Origin of the sequence: Glutamicibacter sp., assembly GCF_032154645.1 — a bacterium.
Classification (GTDB): Bacteria; Actinomycetota; Actinomycetes; order Actinomycetales; family Micrococcaceae; genus Glutamicibacter.
Genome location: NZ_JALDXV010000006.1, coordinates 39,555 through 60,000, shown reverse-complemented (window position 1 = coordinate 60,000; position 20,446 = coordinate 39,555). Strand labels below are relative to the sequence as shown.

Annotated in this window: 23 protein-coding genes; 9 read left to right on the top strand and 14 right to left on the bottom strand. The window is 60.8% G+C overall.

Annotated elements, in window-relative coordinates; genetic code table 11:
• Positions 1–19 precede the first annotated feature (19 nt).
• Positions 20–1,117 (bottom strand): C45 family peptidase, encoded by a 1,098-nt coding sequence (locus tag RUH64_RS07220; protein ID WP_313812461.1) that lies wholly within the window; start codon positions 1,115–1,117, stop codon positions 20–22.
• A 6-nt stretch (positions 1,118–1,123) separates the two neighbouring features.
• Complete coding sequence (locus tag RUH64_RS07215; protein ID WP_313812459.1) at positions 1,124–2,716, bottom strand: amidohydrolase family protein; 1,593 nt, start codon at positions 2,714–2,716, stop codon at positions 1,124–1,126.
• Between the two features lie 72 nt (positions 2,717–2,788).
• On the opposite strand from RUH64_RS07215, the gene RUH64_RS07210 reads away from it, so the two are divergent.
• Positions 2,789–3,412: a TetR/AcrR family transcriptional regulator gene (locus RUH64_RS07210; RefSeq protein ID WP_313812457.1), complete on the top strand. Its 624-nt coding sequence runs from the start codon at positions 2,789–2,791 to the stop codon at positions 3,410–3,412.
• Positions 3,413–4,132, top strand: a complete 720-nt coding sequence (locus RUH64_RS07205) for a DNA alkylation repair protein (protein ID WP_313812455.1) — start codon at positions 3,413–3,415, stop codon at positions 4,130–4,132. It begins immediately after the preceding gene.
• Here RUH64_RS07205 and lhgO read toward each other — a convergent pair.
• Complete coding sequence (lhgO, locus tag RUH64_RS07200) at positions 4,129–5,340, bottom strand: L-2-hydroxyglutarate oxidase (protein ID WP_313812453.1); 1,212 nt, start codon at positions 5,338–5,340, stop codon at positions 4,129–4,131. The genes RUH64_RS07205 and lhgO overlap by 4 nt on opposite strands.
• A 171-nt stretch (positions 5,341–5,511) precedes the next feature.
• On the opposite strand from lhgO, the gene RUH64_RS07195 reads away from it, so the two are divergent.
• Entirely contained in the window at positions 5,512–7,593 is a 2,082-nt protein-coding gene (locus RUH64_RS07195; RefSeq protein WP_313812451.1) for an acyltransferase family protein, read from the top strand.
• Here RUH64_RS07195 and RUH64_RS07190 read toward each other — a convergent pair.
• Together RUH64_RS07190 and RUH64_RS07185 are read right to left on the bottom strand one after the other, a co-directional pair.
• On the bottom strand, positions 7,590–8,954 hold the full coding sequence (locus RUH64_RS07190; protein ID WP_313812449.1) for a cytosine permease: 1,365 nt from the start codon (positions 8,952–8,954) through the stop codon (positions 7,590–7,592). The two genes, RUH64_RS07195 and RUH64_RS07190, sit on opposite strands and share 4 nt — an antisense overlap.
• A 10-nt stretch (positions 8,955–8,964) precedes the next feature.
• A complete protein-coding gene (locus tag RUH64_RS07185) occupies positions 8,965–9,363 on the bottom strand; it encodes a nuclear transport factor 2 family protein (RefSeq protein WP_313812447.1) in 399 nt (132 codons plus the stop codon).
• Positions 9,364–9,618: 255 nt separating this feature from the next.
• Here RUH64_RS07185 and rpsF point away from each other — a divergent pair, with 255 nt between their 5' ends.
• From rpsF to rplI, 4 genes are all read left to right on the top strand, one after another.
• Positions 9,619–9,915, top strand: coding sequence for a 30S ribosomal protein S6 (rpsF, locus tag RUH64_RS07180; RefSeq protein ID WP_313812445.1), 297 nt, complete (start codon positions 9,619–9,621; stop codon positions 9,913–9,915).
• A 54-nt stretch (positions 9,916–9,969) separates the two neighbouring features.
• Positions 9,970–10,527: a single-stranded DNA-binding protein gene (locus tag RUH64_RS07175; RefSeq protein ID WP_313812444.1), complete on the top strand. Its 558-nt coding sequence runs from the start codon at positions 9,970–9,972 to the stop codon at positions 10,525–10,527.
• A gap of 62 nt (positions 10,528–10,589) precedes the next feature.
• On the top strand, positions 10,590–10,829 hold the full coding sequence (gene rpsR / locus RUH64_RS07170; RefSeq protein WP_013350683.1) for a 30S ribosomal protein S18: 240 nt from the start codon (positions 10,590–10,592) through the stop codon (positions 10,827–10,829).
• An 18-nt stretch (positions 10,830–10,847) separates the two neighbouring features.
• Positions 10,848–11,306: a 50S ribosomal protein L9 gene (rplI, locus tag RUH64_RS07165; protein WP_141363764.1), complete on the top strand. Its 459-nt coding sequence runs from the start codon at positions 10,848–10,850 to the stop codon at positions 11,304–11,306.
• Positions 11,307–11,618: 312 nt separating this feature from the next.
• Here rplI and RUH64_RS07160 read toward each other — a convergent pair whose 3' ends face one another.
• From RUH64_RS07160 to RUH64_RS07135, 6 genes are all read right to left on the bottom strand, one after another.
• Positions 11,619–11,984, bottom strand: a complete 366-nt coding sequence (locus tag RUH64_RS07160; RefSeq protein WP_313812425.1) for an SPW repeat protein — start codon at positions 11,982–11,984, stop codon at positions 11,619–11,621.
• Between the two features lie 136 nt (positions 11,985–12,120).
• Positions 12,121–13,119, bottom strand: coding sequence for a TIGR00730 family Rossman fold protein (locus tag RUH64_RS07155; protein ID WP_313812423.1), 999 nt, complete (start codon positions 13,117–13,119; stop codon positions 12,121–12,123).
• Between the two features lie 76 nt (positions 13,120–13,195).
• Positions 13,196–13,423: a hypothetical protein gene (locus RUH64_RS07150; protein ID WP_313812422.1), complete on the bottom strand. Its 228-nt coding sequence runs from the start codon at positions 13,421–13,423 to the stop codon at positions 13,196–13,198.
• 195 nt (positions 13,424–13,618) lie between these two features.
• Positions 13,619–14,248 (bottom strand): CueP family metal-binding protein, encoded by a 630-nt coding sequence (locus tag RUH64_RS07145; RefSeq protein ID WP_313812420.1) that lies wholly within the window; start codon positions 14,246–14,248, stop codon positions 13,619–13,621.
• A 42-nt stretch (positions 14,249–14,290) separates the two neighbouring features.
• A complete protein-coding gene (locus RUH64_RS07140) occupies positions 14,291–14,887 on the bottom strand; it encodes a DUF305 domain-containing protein (protein WP_313812419.1) in 597 nt (198 codons plus the stop codon).
• Positions 14,888–14,984: 97 nt separating this feature from the next.
• Positions 14,985–15,419: a DUF6153 family protein gene (locus tag RUH64_RS07135; protein ID WP_313812418.1), complete on the bottom strand. Its 435-nt coding sequence runs from the start codon at positions 15,417–15,419 to the stop codon at positions 14,985–14,987.
• Positions 15,420–15,689: 270 nt separating this feature from the next.
• On the opposite strand from RUH64_RS07135, the gene RUH64_RS07130 reads away from it, so the two are divergent.
• The gene (locus RUH64_RS07130; protein ID WP_396275994.1) at positions 15,690–17,207 is read left to right on the top strand and encodes an acetyl-CoA hydrolase/transferase family protein; all 1,518 of its coding nucleotides are present in this window, start codon (positions 15,690–15,692) and stop codon (positions 17,205–17,207) included.
• Here the strand turns inward: RUH64_RS07130 and RUH64_RS07125 are convergent.
• Complete coding sequence (locus RUH64_RS07125) at positions 17,204–18,166, bottom strand: DMT family transporter (protein ID WP_313812416.1); 963 nt, start codon at positions 18,164–18,166, stop codon at positions 17,204–17,206. The two genes, RUH64_RS07130 and RUH64_RS07125, sit on opposite strands and share 4 nt — an antisense overlap.
• Positions 18,167–18,197: 31 nt before the next feature.
• Here RUH64_RS07125 and RUH64_RS07120 point away from each other — a divergent pair, with 31 nt between their 5' ends.
• Positions 18,198–18,752 carry an XRE family transcriptional regulator gene (locus RUH64_RS07120; protein WP_313812415.1) on the top strand — a complete coding sequence of 185 codons (555 nt, stop codon included), beginning with the start codon at positions 18,198–18,200 and terminating at the stop codon, positions 18,750–18,752.
• Here the strand turns inward: RUH64_RS07120 and RUH64_RS07115 are convergent.
• Together RUH64_RS07115 and RUH64_RS07110 are read right to left on the bottom strand one after the other, a co-directional pair.
• A complete protein-coding gene (locus tag RUH64_RS07115; protein WP_313812413.1) occupies positions 18,749–19,333 on the bottom strand; it encodes a dihydrofolate reductase family protein in 585 nt (194 codons plus the stop codon). The genes RUH64_RS07120 and RUH64_RS07115 overlap by 4 nt on opposite strands.
• Before the next feature lie 390 nt (positions 19,334–19,723).
• Positions 19,724–20,296 (bottom strand): HutD family protein, encoded by a 573-nt coding sequence (locus RUH64_RS07110; RefSeq protein ID WP_313812411.1) that lies wholly within the window; start codon positions 20,294–20,296, stop codon positions 19,724–19,726.
• Between the last annotated feature and the right edge of the window lie 150 nt (positions 20,297–20,446).

Here is a 20,446-nt window from a genome sequence, read left to right as displayed (position 1 = left end):
GCCGCGAACCTTTTTGCTTCTAGGCGTTCAGGGTGTACCAGGGGCGGGTGTCGCCCTCGGCAGGGGTGCCGTCCAGCACGCGGGCGGTGCGCGCAGCAGGCTCAAGGACGACGGTAGCCAGGCTGGCCCAGCGCTGTCCCATGGGCAGCGCCATATCCGGTACGCAGGTCACCGCCGGTTCACCCGGGTTGGTGAGCATCGAGTCGAAGACCTGCGCGGCCGACTGCGGTAGATTCTGGCCCAGGCGGGCGGCGAGGAAATCAAAGCGCTGGGAGGAATCCGGCTGGTAGAGCCAGTTCTTCTCCTTGGCCTTGGGCTCTTGAGTGAGGAAATGGTTGGTGCGCAGGTGCAGGCCTGGCTGCAGCTGCGGGACCTCGAAGACGCCGTGCGGGGTCATGTCCAGCAGTACCGCGCTGTGCTGGTCGAACAGGGCGAAGGATCCGGAGGAACTGATCGGCGCCTCGCGCACCAGCTCTACGGCCTGTGCCACGGAGCCAGCGTTTTGCAATACGTGAGCGGAGAGCACGTGCATGGGGATGCCGCCCACGCCGTCGTCTTCGTGGCCCAGGATGTTGAAGTGCAGCGCCAGGCCCGCATCGTTGATGCCGATCTTGCTCAGGATGCCGTGTTCGGTGATGCCGGCAAAGCTGTGGGCGGCGCCGGCCACCTGCTGGGTGTGCCAGAATGCTGCCAGCTCAACGTGCCAGTCCCAGGTCTGAACGCCGAAAATTTCAGGGGCCTGCTCGGTGCCGGCGGTGCGCACGATGGTCGAGCATTCGCCCGGACCGGTAGTCGCCGAGGCCGCCAAAATTTCGGTGCGGGCATTGAGCGCCGCCACCTGCCAGGTCTCAAGCCCGGCACCCTGGGCGGTGCCGAGGATCTCCTGCGCCAGCTGCGGGGAGAAATTGTTGATGTCTTCCAGCGAACGCTCGGCCATGGCGCGGACCTGGGCCGGGCCCAGGGCGCCGAGGGTGAAGAAGCGCTGGTAGACCTCGAAGCCGTCGGCAAGTGCCGCGCCGAGTTGCTCGCCGCGCTGGATGCCGCGGGTGTGCGGGTCGGTGGAGTTGATCTGCAGCTGCAGGCGCTGTGCTGGGCGTGGGGCGGGAAAGGTAGTCATGGGTTCCTAGTGGTTGTGCAGGGTGCCGGCGACGACGGTGGCAAGCACTGGGTTGGTGGATTGTTCTTCGGGCGTCAGCCCCAGCGGGTCGGCGGCGAAAATGCTCAGATCGGCCGGCGCGCCTGCGGTGATGAGCCCGCCCAGCGGCTGCGCGGTGGCCAGGGCGGGGACGCGGGTCATGCAGTGGTAGGCCGCTGCCGCGGATACGGCCTGCTCCGCGTGCAGGGTGTCCTGTTCGGGCCGTTCCACCGGGCGGCGCAGCTGTGCGTCGGCCAGTGCCACACGGGGGTCGGCGATGCCGATGGGCCAGTCGGATCCCAGGGCCAGCGGGGCGCCGGCATCCAGCAGGTCCTTGGTGCGCCAGCCGTGGGCTGCGCGTTCGGCGCCCAGCCGCACCGACCAGTTGTCGCTTCCGTCGGGGCTGGTCAACCGGGTGCCGTGCACCGGCTGCACCGAGGCGATGACACCGAGCTGGGCAAAGCGTCCCAGCAGCTCGTCGCCGATGGATTCAAGGTGCTCGATGCGATGGGCGCCTCCGGCGACGGGGCCGGCCGCCTCAAGCACGTCGAGGGCGAAGGCCACGGCGGCATCGCCGATGGCATGGGTGGCGGTGGGCACCTGGTGGGAGGCGAAGAATTCCACGGCCTGCTTGTAGGCCTGTGGATCGCGCCAAAGGCTGTGGGTGTTCTGGCCCAGGCAGTCGGGGGAGTGGAACCAGGCGGAGCCGTTGTCCGCGGTGCCGTCGAGCATGAACTTCACCCCGGCCACCTGCCAGCGCTCGCCGCCAAGGCCCTGCAGCTCAAGTGCCTGCTGCCATTGCTCGATGGTGGAATCGGCGGGGATCAGCGGGGAGCAGCGCACCGTAAGCGGCAGCAGCTTCCGGTCGTCGAGATAGCGCAGGACATCCTCGGAAGGATGTGCGAAGTCAAGTGCGTGGATCTGGGTCAGGCCGCTGGCTGCCATGGCGTTCAGTTCATGCAGCACATAGCCCGCCGCCTGCTCGGTGCTCGGCGCAGGGTAGTGTTCCATGATCAGGTCCATCGCCTGCAACTCAAGGATGTAGCCGGTGGGTGCGCCGTGGGCGTCGACGACGATCTGCGAGGCATCGGCGAACTGTTCGGCGCCGGTGATGCCGAGCTCGGCGATGATCGCGGGGCTCACCACCAGGGCGTGGGCGTCGGTGGTCATGTAGCTGATCTTGGCTCCGGGGAAGTGCTCCTCGAAGAAAGCACCGGTGACCTCGGCGCCGAAGACGTTGATGTCCAGGTTGAATCCGGTGATCCACTGCCCCGATCCCAGTTCTTCGATGCGCTGCGCGGTGGCCTGCAGCAGGTCGTCCTTGGTGTGCACCTCGATCAGGTCCAGTGACATGCCGCGTTCGATGGATCCCCAGATCGGGTGGGTGTGGATATCGACCAGGCCGGGCAGCAGCACGCCGTCGAACGTGATGTGCTCGGCGGTGGGAGCTGCGGCCTCGACCAATTCGCCGCCGCCCACCGCGGTGATGATTCCGTCGGAAATCGCTACAGTGGTGTCGCTGGTCGCCGGTGCCAAGGGATTGATGATGGCCCGTGCCGAGATGATCAGATCCGCGTTCAAGTCTTCCTCCGCCTTTCACTATTGGTGTTAACACCAATAGACTCCTTCTTCTAAAACTAATAGGGTTGGATCATGAGGTCAAGCGCTACCAAAACGAGAGTCAGAAAAAAACCGGAAGACCGCCGGTTGGAAATTCTGGACACCGCATCGCAGCTGGCGCTGAGCCTGGGACTTGAAAAGGTCACGATGAAGCTCGTGGCCGAACAGCTGGAAGTCCGCCCGGGACTGATCAGCCACTATTTCCGCACCATCGACGAACTGATCTGCGCCGCCTTCGAGCAGGCGGCCACCGGTGAACGCGAGGGGCTCTTCGCCGCCGAAGAGCAGGCGCAGCCGCTGGATGCCATCCGCAGCTTCCTGGGCCGGGTCACCGCCCCGGAATTCTCGGATCTGGGCAAACTGTGGCTGGATGCAAGGCACCAGTCACGCTACCGCCCCATGCTGCGCGAGGTCGTGGCAACCCAGGAGGAGCTCACCTTCCGGCGGCTTGCCGAGGTGATTGCGCAGGCGGTCGAGCGCCGGGAGCTGCACGGGATCGACCCGCAGCTGGCCGCCACCGAGATCCTGGTGGTCGTTGACGGCACCGCAAGCTACGTCAATACCTCGGCCCCGGAGAGCGGTATTGCGCTCGCCGAGGTGATCTGGCGGATGTCCGAACAGGCCCTGGGATTGCCCTCGGGTGCGTTGCATCAGTAGATGAACGTGCAGAGCATCCTGGACGAGCTGCGTAGCGCGTCCAGTCAGAAACACAAGGCCAACGTGGTGCGCCTGGGAATTCCCGAGGCGAACAGCCTTGGCGTGCCGATGCCCGTCATCAGGTCCCTGGCCAAGACCCTGCGCTACTCGAACAGCCTGAGCTGGCAGCTGTGGGCCACCGAAATCCACGAGGCACGGCTCCTGGCCTGCCTGGTCTTTGAACCTGGCTCGCTGAGCCATGAGCAGTTGGGCGCACTGCTTGACGACGTAGTGTCCTGGGACCTGTGCGACCACCTGTGCGGCTCGGTATTCGCCGCCGATGCGCACTACCAACAGTTGATCCTGGGCTGGGCCGGGGCCGAGAAGACCTACGTGAAACGTGCGGCATTTGCGCTGATCGCCACCCAGGCAACGCATCAGCGCGCCCTTGGTGCGGAATTGATCGACCAGTGGCTGGGGCTCGTCGAACAGTACAGCGACGACGGCAGGACGCACGTGAAAAAGGCTGTCTCCTGGGCCCTGAGGGAGCTTGGCCATATCGACATCCCCGCGAGGGACCGGGCGCTGGAGGCGGCCTCGAGGTTGACCCAAAGCAGCAGCGCAGCGCGCCGTTGGGTCGGCGCGGACGCCTCCAGGGAGCTGACCGATCTGGTGTTCGTCCCCGGTCGGCGGCGCTTGGTTTCCGCGAAGTCGAAGGCGGCCCGGGCCGCGGGCCGCTAGTTCCTGCCCGCCCCGGAGGCCAGCGCATCAACAATGTATTCGGCGATGGCCATTGAGCTGGTGGCGCCGGGCGAGGGGGCATTGCGAATGTGCGTTGTCCGCGGCCGGTAGTCGATGGCGAAGTCGTCGAGCAGCCCGCCGCTGCGGTCCATGGCCTGGGCGCGGATGCCGCGCGTCAGGCGGGTTGCCTTGGCCCCCTCCAATGACGGCACATAGGCGGCGGCCTGTTTCAGGAAGAACTGTTTGGAGGCAACGCTGCGCACCTCGCGCAGCGCCGCAGGGGCATTCTTGGCAGCAAACTTCCAGAACCCCGGATTTGCCAGCACCTCGCCCAGGTCTCGCGGGTTCAGCCCAAGGCCGCGGTAGTTTTCCCGCGACAGCGACAGGAACGCGTTGGGTCCCACCATCATCTGACCGTCAACGCGCTTGGTCAGGTGCACCCCGAGGAATGGGTATTTGGGATCCGGGACCGGATAGACCAGTCCGTTGAGAATGCTGCGGTAGCCTTCCTCCAACTGGAAATACTGGCCGAAGAACGGAACCACGCTGGGCTGTGCGTCGGCGCCCGAACTGCGGGCCAGCCGGTCGGACTGCACCCCGGCGCAGACAACCACGTGATCTGCCTGGATCGCCCCGGTGCTGGTGTGGACGATGACCGTGGAGCCGAGCTCTTGGATCCGCTGCACCGTGCACCCCAGGCGCAGCTCCCCTCCCGCCTGCACCACGTCGTCGATCAACGCCAGGGTCAGCGCCGAATAGTCGATGATCGCGGTGCTCGGGGAGTTCAATGCCAGCTTGCCGACGGCATTGGGTTCCAGGGACTTGATTCCCTCGGGGCCGAGCAGTTCAACGCCCGGCACCTCATTGTCCTGTGCCCGTTCAAAGATGGCGTGCAAGCGGGATTCCTCTGCCGGATCCAGTGCAACGACGAGCTTCCCGCACCGCTCGTAGGGGATGTTCTTTTCGGCGACGATGCCGGTAATCAGCTCGACGCCACGGCGGCAAAGCCGTGCCTTCAGGCCGCCCGGTTCGTAGTACAGGCCCGCATGCACCACGCCCGAATTGTGTCCCGTCTGATGGGCGGCGACCTTCGTTTCCTTGTCCAGGATCGTGATCTGGGCACCGGGGTACCGTCGGGACAATTCCCTGGCTACCGCAGCGCCAATGATTCCCGCACCGATCACGGCGAATGACTTGGCCTGCAGCATGGATATCTCCCGATGATTGGTAGGGCAATTACACCCTTAGACGCTACCTACCGGCGCAGTGCTAAACAACAAAATGACCTGCCGATTCACAGGCACTTCCGACCCGGAATTTGCGCCCCTGTCATGTCTTGATTACCAAGTATTCACCCGCAATTGATCAGATCAAGCACCATGAGCCCTGCTTCCGCACCGAATCGATCCTTCCGTCCCGAAATTCAGGCGCTGCGCGCCCTGGCCGTGCTGCTGGTGGTCGCATACCATTTGGAGCCAGAGATTTTGCCGGGCGGATATATCGGGGTGGATATCTTCTTCGTGATCTCGGGATTTCTGATTACTTCGCACCTCCTGCGTGAAGCGCGGGCCACCGGATCCATTGATCTGGCTGGATTTTTTGCAGGTCGCGCCCGACGGATCTTGCCCGCCGCCATGGCGGTGATCCTCGCCGCAGCCGCCGCGACGATGCTATTTCTGCCCAAGACGCTGTGGGAGGCTTTGGGGCAGCAGGCTCTTGCGTCGGCCTTTTCGGTGCAGAATTGGGTCCTCGCCGCTAATTCGGTGGACTATCTGGCGGCCGATCGGGAGCCCGGACCGCTGCAGCACTTCTGGTCGCTGGGCGTTGAAGAGCAGTTCTACCTGCTCTGGCCGTTGATCATCCTGGCCGTGTGCTGGTTCGTTAAGCCTTCGCGGGAGCGGGCCGATGGTTTTGCACGGCGCAGAAAAACGCTCTGGATAGCATTTTCGCTGATGGCAGCCCTCTCCCTCGCCTGCTCGATCTTCACCGGCTACAGCGGCAACGCGGCCGGATACTTCATGACCACCACCCGAATCTGGGAACTGGCAGCCGGCGGGCTGTTGGCTTTGGCGTCCGACGCTGTAGGGCATCAGGAATTGACGCTGCCGCGATGGATGACCGCGCTCTCGGTGCGCAATGCTGCGGTGCTGCTGGCCCTTGTTGCCATATTCTGGGCGGCGGTGAATTACAGCCCGAGCACGGTCTTTCCCGGAATCGCTGCTGCGGTGCCCGTGGCAGCCTGTGCCCTGATCATCGCCGCAGGAAGCACGAGCGGACCGGGTTCCCTGCATCACCTCGTGCGGTGGGCGCCGGTGCAATGGATGGGGCTCGCGTCCTATTCCCTGTACCTGTGGCACTGGCCGCTGATTGCCTTCTTTATTCAGCTTGCGGGACATCGTCCAAAGCCAATTCAGACGTTGGCTCTGATTGCGCTGTCCCTGCTTCTGGCCTGGGCGAGCCTCAACTGGATAGAGACCCCGCTGCGTGGCTGGAGGCCATTGGCCGCATTCTCACTGAGGTCGCTGGCGGCGGGTGCCGTTGCGGTCGTCCTCGTCGGTACGCTGGGACTGCTTCCAGCCGTGGTGCAGCGCAATCTCGCAGAGCGCGCTGCGGCGTCAACCGTCGCCTTATTGGATCACCCGCCGGAGGGCTTTGGCGCCGCCTCGGTGCCTACCGGGGCTCCGGCGCTGCTGCCGGGAGTTGAACAGGTGGTGCCGCTTCCGGCGTCCGCGGCCGATGACCAGCCGCAGCTGGGAGGCTGCGTTCAGGAACCGCAGTCAACACGCATCCAGGAGTGCGAATTCGGGAGCAAAAAAGCCACGTATACGGTGGCCCTGGTGGGCGACTCGCATGCCGCCCATTGGTATGAAGCGTTATCCGGCTACGCACAACAACGCGGCTGGAAGCTGGTGACCTATCTGAAGAATTCATGTCCCTTCAGCGCCGCCCGGCGCACCGCCGAGGCGGCCGGCGAGATTAACTGCTCACAGGCCAATGCGCAGACCATGCAGGAATTGAAACAGCGCAAGGACATCGATGCCGTCATCCTCGCCAACTGGGGCGGTTCACGGTTCAAATCGGATGCGGCCCAGGGGCTGGCCGCCGCCTGGGGAGAGCTGGAGGACGCGGGGCTGGATCTCTATCCGATCATCGATACCCCGCGGCCGCCTCAGGATTCCTACTCCCGCGACTGCGTGGAGAAAAATGCGGCCGATCCGAAACGATGCGACTTCCCGGCGGCCGCGGCCTTTGACCCGGGAGACGCCACGCGTGCCGCGGCCAAGCTTGAACCGCGCGTGGACCTGCTGGCTTTCAACGATCAATTCTGCATGGACGGCACCTGTCCGGCGGTCATAGGCAATGTGCTGGTGTACCGGGACAAGCACCACGTCTCAGATACCTACATGCGCACGCTTGTCGCGGTGTTCGGGCAGAGGCTTGAACGTGCACTTCAAGACTAGGCGCTCAGTGCCAGGTGTTCCTGCTCGTGGTACTTCTTCTGCATCCTCCTTGCCGACAGGGCGAAGTACAGCACGAAGGTGAGGACGAACGTTGGAATCGTCGCACCGATCGGGCTTGGCCACACATAGGCAAGCACATAGGACAGGGCGGCCCCGACGACCCAGCAGATGATGGCCGCAGGGTTGAAGCCCGACTTGTACCAGTAGCGTCCGTTGGTGGCGCGCAGGATGTCCCGGGTGTAGGAGCACCGGGAAATGATGTAGTAGTCGACGATGACCACGGCAAAGACCGGAACGAAGAACGATCCGATCATCATCATGAAGTTGGTGAACCGGTCAAGCAGCCCAAAGAAGGTCGAGCCCGCAATGGAAACGACGCCAAGGATCAGCGCTGCCGGTAGGAAGCGCATGTTGCCCTCCGCGCGGGCGTTGACCAATGACGTGGTCATGCCGAACACCGCCATGGTGTTCGTTGCCATGACGGAGAAGAAGATCACGATGGCCAGCGGCGCACCGAATGCGGAGACCACGGTAACCGGGTCGAAGGCGATGGCTTCTGTGCCGGAAAGCAGAACATAGGCGAAGACCGTTGCACCGAGGGTCATGGAGATGATGGTGGAGAGCACATAGCCCACGCCGGATCCGATGATTCCGGCCTTCTGCGACTTCGCGGTGCGGTTGATGTCTGCGGAGAGCACCGTCCAGGAAATGGCTGTCGCGATCACCACGTCGAGCACGAGTCCGCCGGTCAGTGCGCCCTCTGCCGGGGCCGGCAGGGAGTTGAGTTCTGCCAGGGAGAACTTGTTGAAGACCGTGTAGAAGATCCACCCCATGATGGCCAGCATGATGACCGCCAGCCACGGTTCGATCTTTGCAATTCCGTCGTGACCGCGAATGGCCAGGATGACCACGATGGTTTCGCACAAAATGGAGAACAGTGCAGGGTTGGAATACCCGGTCAGCGATTCCACCAGATAGTCGACGGTGATGCCGGCGAGCATTGCCTGCACCCAGCTCCAGCCCATCAGCACGATGATGTTCGCAGCCACCGGCAGGTAGCTGCCGCGGATGCCGAAGGAACCTCGGGTTAGTGCTGTGGTGGGAAGTCCCGTGCGGGTGCCGACGTTGCCGATCAGCACCAAGACGACCGCGCCGATGATCGTGCCAGCGGTGATCAGCCATACGGCGGTGGTCAGCGGCACCGAAGGGATGAACAGGGTGCCGGTGAGCAGCGTGGTCACCACCAGGTTGGCCGCCAGCCAGATCATGCCGATGCGGCCCATGCTCAGGGTGCCGCGAACCGGACCGGAGCTATCTGCTGAAAGGTTGAGCTTCTGCTCAATGGTGCGAAGCAAACTCATGATGGTGCTCCTAGGCGGTAATCGTCGAAAGGTGCTCGTGGACTGCCGCGAGCTTGCCGTCGGTCACGGCGAAGATAATGGATTCGCGTTCGGTATAACTCTCCTGCGAATCGTTGCCAGTGTCTACGGTCGTGGACACCGTATGGCTGAACACCGCACCGCCGTCAAAACACTGCACCAGTCGATCGCTGGAGCTGCAGGAAACGACCCTCCAGCCAGCCTCAAGCCATGAAGCCCAGAGGGCCTCGTATTCGGCGCGCGAATTCAGGCGGTGAGGCTCCGGATGGAAGATGAAGCTGGCATCGGGTGCAAAGCCCGCAAAGTATTTTTCGGTGTCGGTGGTAGCGAAGGCATCAACGATGGCGTCCGCGGCAACAAGCACTTCGTCGTGGGTGGGAATCGAAGCCATGAGTAAACTCCAGTTTTCCTAATAGGCAACTCTTGTAGTCAATAGCGAAACACTTCTCGGTGAAAGTGTAAAGAACTATAAGGCGAGATTCATGATCTGCACCACCAAGACTTCTGCTTGTCGTCCGCTCTCGGGTAGGATTGAAAGGTCTGTGCTACCGCATGCCTGAAACTTGGGCATGTCCGGCTCAGATAACGCAAGAACCTCCTGTTGCGGAAATGCCGCGACCGTTTAGCCCAAAGGAGGTGGGTTCACATGCGTGCTTATGAACTTATGGTCCTCATTGATCCAGAGGTCGATGACCGTACCGTTGAGCCAACCATCGAGAAGTACCTCGAGGTTGTTCGCTCCCACGGTGGCACCATCGAAAAGGTTGATATCTGGGGTCGTCGCAAGATGGCTTACGAAATCAAGAAGAAGGCAGAAGCCACTTACATCGTGGTGAACTACACCGCAGATCCAGCTACTTCCGCTGAGCTTGAGCGTCAGCTGAAGATCAACGAGCAGATCCTGCGCCACAAGGTCACCCGTCCGGAAGAGGCTCGCGTTTAATTACGCCTGTTCTTTCGTCGTAGGAAAAACGTTCAACCTTAATAAGGAGAGTCAATGGCAGGCGAGACTGTTATTACCGTCGTCGGAAATCTGACCGCCGACCCGGAGCTGCGTTTTACGCCGTCCGGTTCAGCCGTAGCGAACTTTACGATCGCATCGACTCCTCGCACCTTCGACCGCGAATCCAATGGATGGAAGGACGGGGAAGCCCTGTTCTTGCGTGCATCGGTATGGCGTGAGGCTGCGGAGAACGTTGCAGAAACGCTGACCAAGGGCATGCGCGTCATCGCCCAGGGTCGCCTGCGTTCGCGCTCGTACGACACCAAGGAAGGCGAACGTCGCACCGTGATGGAGCTTGAGGTCGATGAAATCGGCCCATCGCTCCGTTTCGCGTCCGCCAAGGTAACCCGCACCCAGCGCTCCGGCGGTGGTGGCGGCGGCTTCGGCGGCGGTGGAGGATTCTCCAACGCTCCGCAGCAGCAGCAAAGTGCCCCACAGCAGCAACAGCAGCAGGGTGGTGGCTGGAACGCTCCAGCCAACGATCCGTGGAGCACCGGCGGCAACAACGGCGGCGGCTGGGGCAACCCAAGCAACGACGAACCACCTTTCTAAACAAATATTTATTCACCATCCCGCAGATCACTCTGCGGGCTCCCAAACTAAGGAGCTCCACGATGGCTAAGGCTGAAATCCGTAAGCCCAAACCAAAGTCCAACCCTTTGAAGGCCGCTGACATCACCGTCATCGACTACAAGGACACCGCATTGCTGCGCAAGTTCATCTCCGACCGCGGTAAGATCCGCGCTCGTCGCGTGACCGGCGTATCCGTGCAGGAACAGCGCAAGATCGCACAGGCAATCAAGAACGCACGTGAAGTTGCCCTGCTGCCTTACTCCGGCGCTGGCCGCGGCTAAGGAAGAAGGGATACTCAAATGGCTAAGATCATTCTGACTCACGAAGTAACCGGTCTCGGTGCTGCTGGCGATATTGTCGAGGTAAAGAACGGCTACGCCCGTAACTACCTGCTGCCACGCGGCTTCGCAATCGTATGGACCAAGGGCGGTGAGAAGCAGGTTGAGTCGATCAAGGCTGCTCGCGCTGCTCGCGCTATTGCCGATCTTGAGCAGGCTCAGGCTCTGGCAGCATCGCTGAAGTCCCAGCCGGTTAAGATCACCATCAAGGCTGGTTCGAACGGTCGCCTCTTCGGCACCGTGAAGACCGGTGACATCGCTGCTGCTGTTGAGGCTGCCGGTCTGGGCAAGATCGACAAGCGCAACATCGAGGTTAGCGATCACATCAAGTCGACCGGCAACTACACCGCAACCGTCCGCGTACACGAGGACGTCGTTGCAAACCTGCGCCTGCAGGTTGTAGCTGCTGCAAAGAAGTAAGTCTTTTCGACTCACCTCTTTTCAACGGGTGGCGCATTCTCCGCGAGGAGAGTGTGCCACCCGTTGGCGTTAACCCCGAGAAAGGAAATCCCCGTGGAGATTCGGACTAGGTTCATGAGGTGTTCGGGCACGCAATGAGCTGGCGTCACGTTTCTGAACCAACTGAAATCACGGGCGGCACAGCAGTTCTAAGAAAAGATTCGGATCTGCCGCTCACTCCTTGGTTGTCAACGTCTATAAAAGCCTGATGGCTGCGACGTTGAGACGGCGCAGCCACCAGCTGTGAAAACTGACTTTTGAATTAATTGATTCTCAGTGCGCCATCCTTGAGCCACCGGTATCATGGCGCATTTCCATGGCGGGGGAGAGGGCGAGCAAGCCGGCAACCACGCCGACGCCGCCACAAATCCACGACATCCAGGTGCTGGCCGAGAAGTCGGTATACGATCCCATCCACGGCGAGGCAAACAACAATGCGCTGGCAGCTGTCAGTGCCCATTCCATTGAAACCAGACGTGGCATCATGACGCTCCAAACACCAGTGACCACCATCAGCAGACCGAAGACCAGCATCAGCGTCATAGAGCTGGTAGAACCGTCAAGCCATGTGGTTGAAACTGCGGCTACTACACCTGCCGCGACGCCGACCCAGTCTTGCCACCGAGTCCATTTCTTCATTGTAAAGACCTCCAACATTCATTGCAGAGGGCTCCTATGTGGGAGTCGATTTAAATGTAGGTTCGGGCGCAGGCATGCGCAATCAACATTTGGGGTCATTTCGATAACGCCTCGGGCACATTGGCTGCGGGGCTATTTAACTGCCCTGCATCGCTTTTTCACGGTTGTCCTTACCCCACTTGGCTACCGGAGGAACCCAAGACTCCAGTTCGGAGAACAGCTCTTCAGGATTGCTGGCAACAATGAGCGAATCGAGGAACTGGGAAGAAAGGAATCCAGACTTAGTCATCTGCTTTAGCATCACCAGCAGCGGCTGCCAGAATCCATCGACATCATAGAGCGCCACAGGTTTGCGATGGATCCCAAGCTGTTGCCACGTCCAAGCTTCAAAGAGCTCTTCGAGAGTTCCTGCTCCGCCTGGAAGTGCAATGAACCCATCACCCAATTGGGTCATGAGGTTCTTGCGGGCGTGCATGTCGGGGACCACTTCAAGGCTGGTCAGGCCCGGGTGCGCCAGTTCCCCGTCGATCAGTACCTGCGGCATCACGCCGTGAACCTGCCCTCCTCCGCGCAGGACTGCATCGGCGACAACGCCCATCAGACCAACCTTGCCCCCGCCGTAGACAACTTCGCGGCCGCTTTCCGCAATTGCCTGTCCGAACTCTTCGGCCGCTTCAGCGAAGACCGGGGAGGCGCCGATGGCCGAGCCGGTGAATACTGTCAGGCGCTGCGCCTTGGGCTGCTGGCGCAGCAAAGCGGGGAAGACCTCGTCTTTGGTGAGCGGGGCGAGCCCGGGAGTTGAAGCTGTCGGGTCTACCCACTGAAGGTGTTCAATCTCGGCGCAGGGTTCCGTCACTTCAACGTAGGGGTGTTCAAAGACTGTTGCCTTGACGCTGAAACCATCTTCGTTGGCCGCCGGAGCGGTGAAGACTCCGAGGAACTTCAGTGAATTTGCTTCCAGTTTAATTCCGAGTTCCTCGGAAAACTCGCGCACCGCCGTCTGCAGCGAAGTCTCACCGGGCTCGGGTTTTCCTCCGGGGAACATCAGCGAATCGGTACCGCGTTTACGGACCGTCAGCACCTGTCCTTCGGGGTTCCTGATGACTACCGCGCTTACCGTGATCTGCTCTGACATTCGCCGTTCCTTCGTTCGTGTTCCAGCCCATCAAACATACTGGAATTGCTCGGCGACGGTCATATCGGCTGAGGGATCAAGGCTTAAGATTCCTCGGGTGGCTGCGCGCGGCACGCTCGTTGCCGCGCCTGTAGTTTCCGGTTAACCGGGCCATGATTAGCTGGCCGTCGTCCAGCGATACATCGTCCAGAAAATCATCGGCACGCCGGCCGCGTAGGATTGCTGCCTGCTTACCGTGGTGCAGGATTTGCACGGAGCCGTCCTTGAACACCTGATATTCAAAGCCTGAAGGTGAGTTGCCCATGCTGCGAGTCAAGCAGACCCCAACCACCGTAGCAAGGGCACGGTCCGGGGCCGGCCCCGCCCGAAGGCAGGACCGGCCCAGGTGACGGCCGTTCAGAGCGTGGAATCAAATCGGGAAGGCTTATATCTCGAAGTCCGGGAGCCGGTGAAGTTCATCCGCGGCACCTCGTTGGTCAGCGCCACTACTGGGGAAATGCTAGGTCAGTTTCATGGTCGTCAGGCAGGTTGGATCAGAACTTCCCGTGGAAATTTGCGCAGTTGCGCTCTGACCGGCGGAAGAAATGGTCAACGTTCCCGAAACATCGCGGGGAAGCCACAGGCCAACAAATCCATTGTCATTGGTCCTGAACTTCGCGTTGTTCAGGATTTCCCGGCCGTCATCGGTGGTGAAATCGACCGTCACATCCTGGTTGCTCAACTCACCCTGGCAAGTAGTGAGGCTGTGGAATGTGCAGTCATGACTTTGGGTTTGATAGGGCGCCACCGACAGGTAAAACTTCTCCTTGGGTAGCTCCAAGGCCTTCTGCTCGCCGGACTTCGTGCTCAGCACAAGTTCGGTCGGTCGCACCGAGGCCATGAGGCCGCCGGGTCGTTCAGCTGTCTTTAACTTTTCCAATTTGTCGACCACCTGTTCGCCTGAAAGGCCCTGGAGACCAAATTCGTCGAAGGCCAGGCTGCCGGATACCGTCGATTCACTGGCCGCACTGTCGCCGCCGGCAACGTCTGCGGCAGAACAACCTGCAAGGAGCAGCGAGAGTGCCGCGATCGGAGCCGCCAGCCTGACAGCCTGTCGGCTCCAGTTCGAAGGTCGGGATTCAAAGTACATTTTTGTCCTTAACGATGAGTGAGTTGATGCGTACCTGAGGGACTATTTGCCTTCGAGCATCTTCTTCATCTGATCGATTTCATCTCTCTGAGACGTGACAATATTTTGGGCCATGTCTATGGCCGGCTGATACTTGCCCTGGCTGATTTCCTCCTTGGCCATGTCCACCGCGCCTTCATGGTGGGCCACCATCTGCTGCAGGAACAACGTTGCCGCCTCATCGCCGCTGGCGTTGGTGAGGTTCTTGATCTCATCCTCGCTGACCATTCCGTCCTCGCTTCCCATCGAGTGGTTTGACGGCGTGCTCAGCTTGAGCTCCTTCTGCCATTGTTCGAGGGTGGCGATTTCAGGTGTCTGAGCATCCTTGATCTTTGTCGCCAAGGCGGTGACATCCTCCGGGATTCCCTCCTTGTTCAGCACGATGTCACTCAGCTCAAGGGCTTGCTGATGATGGGCAATCATCATCGAAATGAACATGTCATCTGCGGTGTTGACTTCTGCCGACGTTTCGCTGGGGGACTGGCTGCCCATCTCTGACATCGAGTGCTCCATCCCCGAGTCCATGGGGGAGGATGCGCAGCCGGAAAGGACAATGGCAAGGCTGGCGCTGAGCGCGCCGAAGGTTAGAAGCTTCTTCATGGGGTTCTCTCTGTGTTTTGAGCGCGCCGAAGGGCGCGGTGTCGTAAGCTGCAGGATTCTGCCCGGGCGCGTAGAGCGGCGGCGGGCCGGAGAGAACTCAGGTACGACTAATACACAAGGAAATGAGGTTTGGCGCCCGCAGCACGCTGAACGTAGGCCAAGCGATCCCAGGACCGGCCCTGGCGGGAATCACCTTTCTCAGCAGGAACGCGGTGGGCCTGCGCAGAAGGATGAAAACAACGAAGAACGCGATCACGCAGCCGGCGGCGGCAAGATGTGCCTGCCCTTGCTGGTCGCAGTCGGCACAGCCCAGGGTGTCTGCCGGCAAGGTCGTGTGCGCCGTAGCGGTGACGAGATACCGCTCGTTGGAAGCTTGCTGGTGGCCAGTGGATTCATGTACCGCACCGTTTGCGTGAGAGTTGTGCAGGTTCATGCCGTGCATCAAAATCAGGCCGATGATCACCAGCCCGGTCATGAGCAGAACCCGGGGGACAGCGCTAAGGACCGCGCGGGCGCGGGGATGCTGTTCCATGGGTAAAAGTCTCATCGTGATCACCATAGGCACCGAGCCTGTCAATCAACTAAGAATGCACTGCTCAAATCTCATATGGCCCCATTTATGACGGGGCAAGGCAGACCGGGACGGCCCGGTTACCGCAAACTCGAGGCAGGTTACCGCTTGGGTGCTGCTGTGTGCGGTATTCTCCCAAGAAACGGTCACTGCGACCGGAAAAACAGCACTAGAGTGTTCCGTTGAGGTCTACGTGTCTACATGCGTCACAACGATGTGAAGAGGGATATTTTGAGCGATCGTATCAATCACCGGGCATTTACTGAGCGCTTGATGAGTGCCGAACAAGCCGCCGCATTTATCAAGCCCGGCATGACCGTCGCGATGAGCGGCTTCACCGGCGCCGGCTACCCCAAGGCGGTACCCGGCGAGCTGGCCAAACTGATCGCCGCCGAACACGATGCCGGCCGCAAATTCAAGATCAACGTGCTGACCGGCGCCTCCACCGCGCCGGAACTCGACGGGGTGCTGGCCAAGGCAGAAGGCATGAACCTGCGTCTTCCCTATATGTCCGACCCGGAATTGCGCCGCCGCATCAACGACGGCGAGATGGAATACATGGACATCCACCTCTCTCACGTCGCCCAGCACGCATGGTTCGGATTCTATGGAAAGATCGACCTGGCGATCGTCGAGGTAGCGGGCATCACCGCCGACGGCGAGTTGATTCCCTCCACCTCCGTGGGCAACAACAAAACCTGGCTGGAGATGGCGGACCACGTCATCCTCGAGGTCAACAAGCAGCAGTCAGCGGCACTTGAGGGCATGCACGACCTCTATTACGGCACCGCCCTGCCGCCGCACCGCACCCCGATCCAACTGACCACGCCGCGAGACCGCATCGGCCAGAAGTACCTGGACATCGACGCCCGCAAGGTCGTGGCGGTGGTTGAAACCGATGCGCCGGACCGCCTGAGCCCTTTCGCGCCGGTCGACGAGACCAGCGAACGCATCGCCGACCACCTGCTCGGCTTCCTTGACTACGAAATCCGCCAGGGTCGTTTGAACGAAAAGCTGCTGCCCCTGCAATCGGGCGTGGGCAACATCGCGAACGCGGTCTTGGAGGGGCTGTCCCGCGGCGGCTACAAGGGACTGACCGCATACACCGAGGTTATTCAGGACGGCATGCTGGAGCTGATTAAAGACGGCACGATCGACTTTGCCTCGGCCACCAGCTTCTCGTTGTCCACCGACGGGGTTCAGGAATTCAACACGAACATCGACCGCTACCGCGACCGCATCCTGCTGCGCCCACAGGAGATTTCAAACCACCCGGAGATCATCCGACGCCTGGGTTGCATCGCCCTGAACGGCATGATCGAGGCGGATATCTACGGCAACGTGAACTCCACCAACGTGCTGGGGTCCAAGGTTATGAACGGCATCGGAGGCTCCGGCGACTTTGCCCGCAATGGCTACCTGTCGGTCTTCATGTCCCCTTCCACCGCCAAGGGTGGAAAGATCTCGGGCATCGTGCCCTTTGCATCGCATGTGGACCATACGGAGCATGACACCATGATCCTGATTACCGAACAGGGTTTGGCTGACCTGCGCGGCCACTCGCCAAAGCAGCGCGCCGAACTGATCATCAACAACTGCGCGCACCCGGACTACAAGGCGCTGCTGCAGGACTACTTCGACCGCGCCTGCCGCGAAAGCTACGGAAAGCACACCCCGCATTTGCTGGGTGAGGCGCTGTCTTGGCACCAGCGCTTTGAGCAGACCGGAGATATGCGTCCGGCAGGCTAGGCCTGGCGCGCCGGGTTCGGGTCGTCGTCCAGCGCATCCTCGACTGGCTCAGCGGTAATTTGCTCAAGCCTGCCCTTTTTCACCGTCGGCTTGAGTTCGCTGATCAGCGTGCTGAGGATGATCAGGGCGGCGCCGAGCAGGGCCACGCCCGAGAGGCGGTCTCCGGCGAGGCGGCCGAAGATGCCTGCCCACACTGGTTCCCCGGCGTAGATGATGGTGGCCCTCGTTGGAGAGACCGACTTCTGTGCCCAGTTCATGGTCGCCTGAATCAAACAGCTTGCCAGACCCAGGCCGACAGCCGGCAGGAACCACAGCCAGCTGAACTCCGGAATGCTCTCTCCCACTGCGGGCATGGCGGCAAATCCGAGAAGCCCGGCCACCAGCAATTGGATGGCGGTGACCCGCCCTAGGTGTACCTTGCCCGCGAAGAGGCCGATCAGGATGATCTCGGCCGCCATGGGCAGGGTGCTGGCGAGGGTGGCGATTTCTCCGGGGCCCAAACCCAGCGTGACAGCATCCGGGCCTGCCAGGAGCAGCAGTCCGATGAAGGCGATGCCCGCTCCAACCAGCGTCATGGTGCTCGGGCGTTTGCGGAAAACAACCCACTGAAGCAACGGCACAAGCGGGACGTAGAGAGCGGTGAGGAACGCCGAGGTGCTGCTGTTGATGGTCTGCAGTCCCTGAGTCTGCAGCCCGTAGCCAAGGAAGATCATCACGCCAATGGCGATGCCAGCCCAGAGTTCAGACAGCTTGACATCTTTTAATGAACGCCAGAAGATCAGCGCTGCAATGACCCCGGCAACGATAAAGCGAACGCCGACGAAGAACATGGGTCCGCTGTAGCGCATGGCCAGATGGACCAGCAGGAACGTGCCGCCCCAGACTGCGGTGATTGCCAGCAGGGCGGCTTCTTGGCGGCTGATCGGAAATTTTTGCCGAACACCTGAAATGTGCACCATTCTGCACATCTTATAGTGCAGAATAGTGCACATGCAAGATGCGAACGATTCACCGGTACTGCGAAATGTCGGAGCAAATCTTCGGGAGTTTCGGAAGCAGGCGAGCCTCAGCCAGGCCGCCCTGGCGCAGCGTTCAGGAGTCAGCCGACGCACCATCATCAATCTTGAAGCAGGCGAGGCAAATATCAGCCTTGCCAGCCTCGATTACCTCGCTGATGCATTAGGCATCCGCTTTGTGGACCTGGTGAGCGCGCCGACGGTTCCCCACACGAGGGTCAACGAACTTGCCTGGAAGGGCGAGAACTCCGAAAGTCGTGCGGTACTCCTAGGTTCCTCCCTTGCCTCCCACGAAGTTCAGCTGTGGACCTGGAGCCTAGCGGAGGCGGCCCGCTACGATGCCGAACCCGATCCCGCCGGCTGGTCGGAAATGCTCATGGTGATCGAAGGTGAATTGAACATTGAATTCCCTGATACCAGCATTCATCTCCTCCCCGGAGAACACGCGACCTATTCCAGTGCGCAGTCCTATTCATATGTGAATGCGGGAGAGGGGACCGTGAAATTTATCCGCAATGTCATCTCCTAATGATCTGGATGCCTGGTCGGGCGATAGGTGAGTTCTTGAATGCTCCCGTCCAACAATCGGGAATCCACCAGCTCCAAGTCGTAGTCGTCGATCCCACCAAATACCGGGGCATCTCCGGTACGACCGGTGAGCACCGGAAATACAGTGACCTGAATGAAATCAACGAGGCCGGCTGCAAGCAGCGAATGATTCATGGCAAGGGAACCGTGGGACCGAAGCGGCACCTCGGAATCCCGCTTCAGTCGAGCGACCACATCCAGCGCGTCATCGCGTTCCAGGGAAGGACGTGGCCAATCTAGCGGTTCCTGCAGGGTTGTCGAGATGACCGTCGTTGGTTGATTGCGCATGGCAACGCCCCAGGCATCTTCGACGTCTGGATAGTCGTCGATATTCGCAAGGAACATCGCAAAAAGTCGGTAGGTATTGGCGCCGAATACCACTCGGCAGGGCGGGGTGTATAGCTCTAACCGGCGCTCAAGTAATTCCGGCCCCTGCTTTCCCCAGTATCCGCCCCAGTCGCCTCCGGCAGCACCAAATCCATCAAGACTGCTGAAGACGTCAAAGGTATACGTTGCACTCATTGCGGCCCCCTTAAGAGTCATCAATTGGATGCTCAACACATTACGACTGGGTTTGCCGCGGGGGAATGGGCCGCGTGGGTTGTTCAGAGAATACGGAGAATCGACCTGTTCTCAGAAACGAGAATACGGCAGGCCAGCCACCTCGACTTGGGGGAACATCAGGGTGCCGGGTGACGGAATTTGGGGGTCTTCCATCCGATGGCGCCGTTGATGAGTCGTCGGTAACCGGCCTGCCGCTGCTGAAGCTCTGGAGGCACTAAAGCTTCGTCCCGAACCCCTGTCCTGGGGCAGGAAATTCTAGGAAGTCAAGCGTCGCATGGTCCATGGCCACAGGCGAGAAAACTCAAAGCCGGCGCGCCAAGCGGTATGAAAATCGCGCCGAAATGACGATCAGTGAATTGCTGCGACAACTATGTGGGCCAGCAGTGCCTGATCTGCTTGTAGAACCAAACGCGACTGCGCCGGATTGATGACGCTCAATGCGCCGAGTTCGGTTCCATCCTCAAGGCGCACCGAACCATCCAGGACAACGATTCGATGCCACAGATCGGTCGGTTCAAATACTCGTTGTCCCCGCAATTGCTCGGTTTCGACTGAACCGTAGCCCCTGCCTCGCCGCACCATGAGGTTCAGTGCGTACTGTTCTTGGCCGCCGAGGGTGATTTCTGCGTGGTCGGAATCGAGGAATTGTGCCTGCATGCCAAGGCTGAGCTCGTGGCACGTGCCATTGAGGTTCAGTTGGATCGGGCCTGTCGAAGCAATGGTGACGATGCGCACCACGCCACCTGCCGGGGAAAACTCCGAGTTCTCGGCGAGGGTCGCCAGCGAAAGTCGCCAGTCCCATTCGTCGGCGTCAAGTGACGGATGTGCGTCAATGAGACGCGTTGAACCTTTTCCGTTCCCCCATGGCTCCTGAGGTAAATCCAGAAGCCGGGCGGTTGTCGGTAGATCTGTCTGTAGCATCTGCTGATTTCTGATGTCCGCGATAAAACATTCGGCCGTTCCGACGATCCCGGCGGATCGATAGGAGCTGCCAGCCATGAGCTTCCCATACTCCGCGAATTCTCTGAAATCGGCAAACCTTGTATGACTCGGTCGCGGGCCGAACTCTAA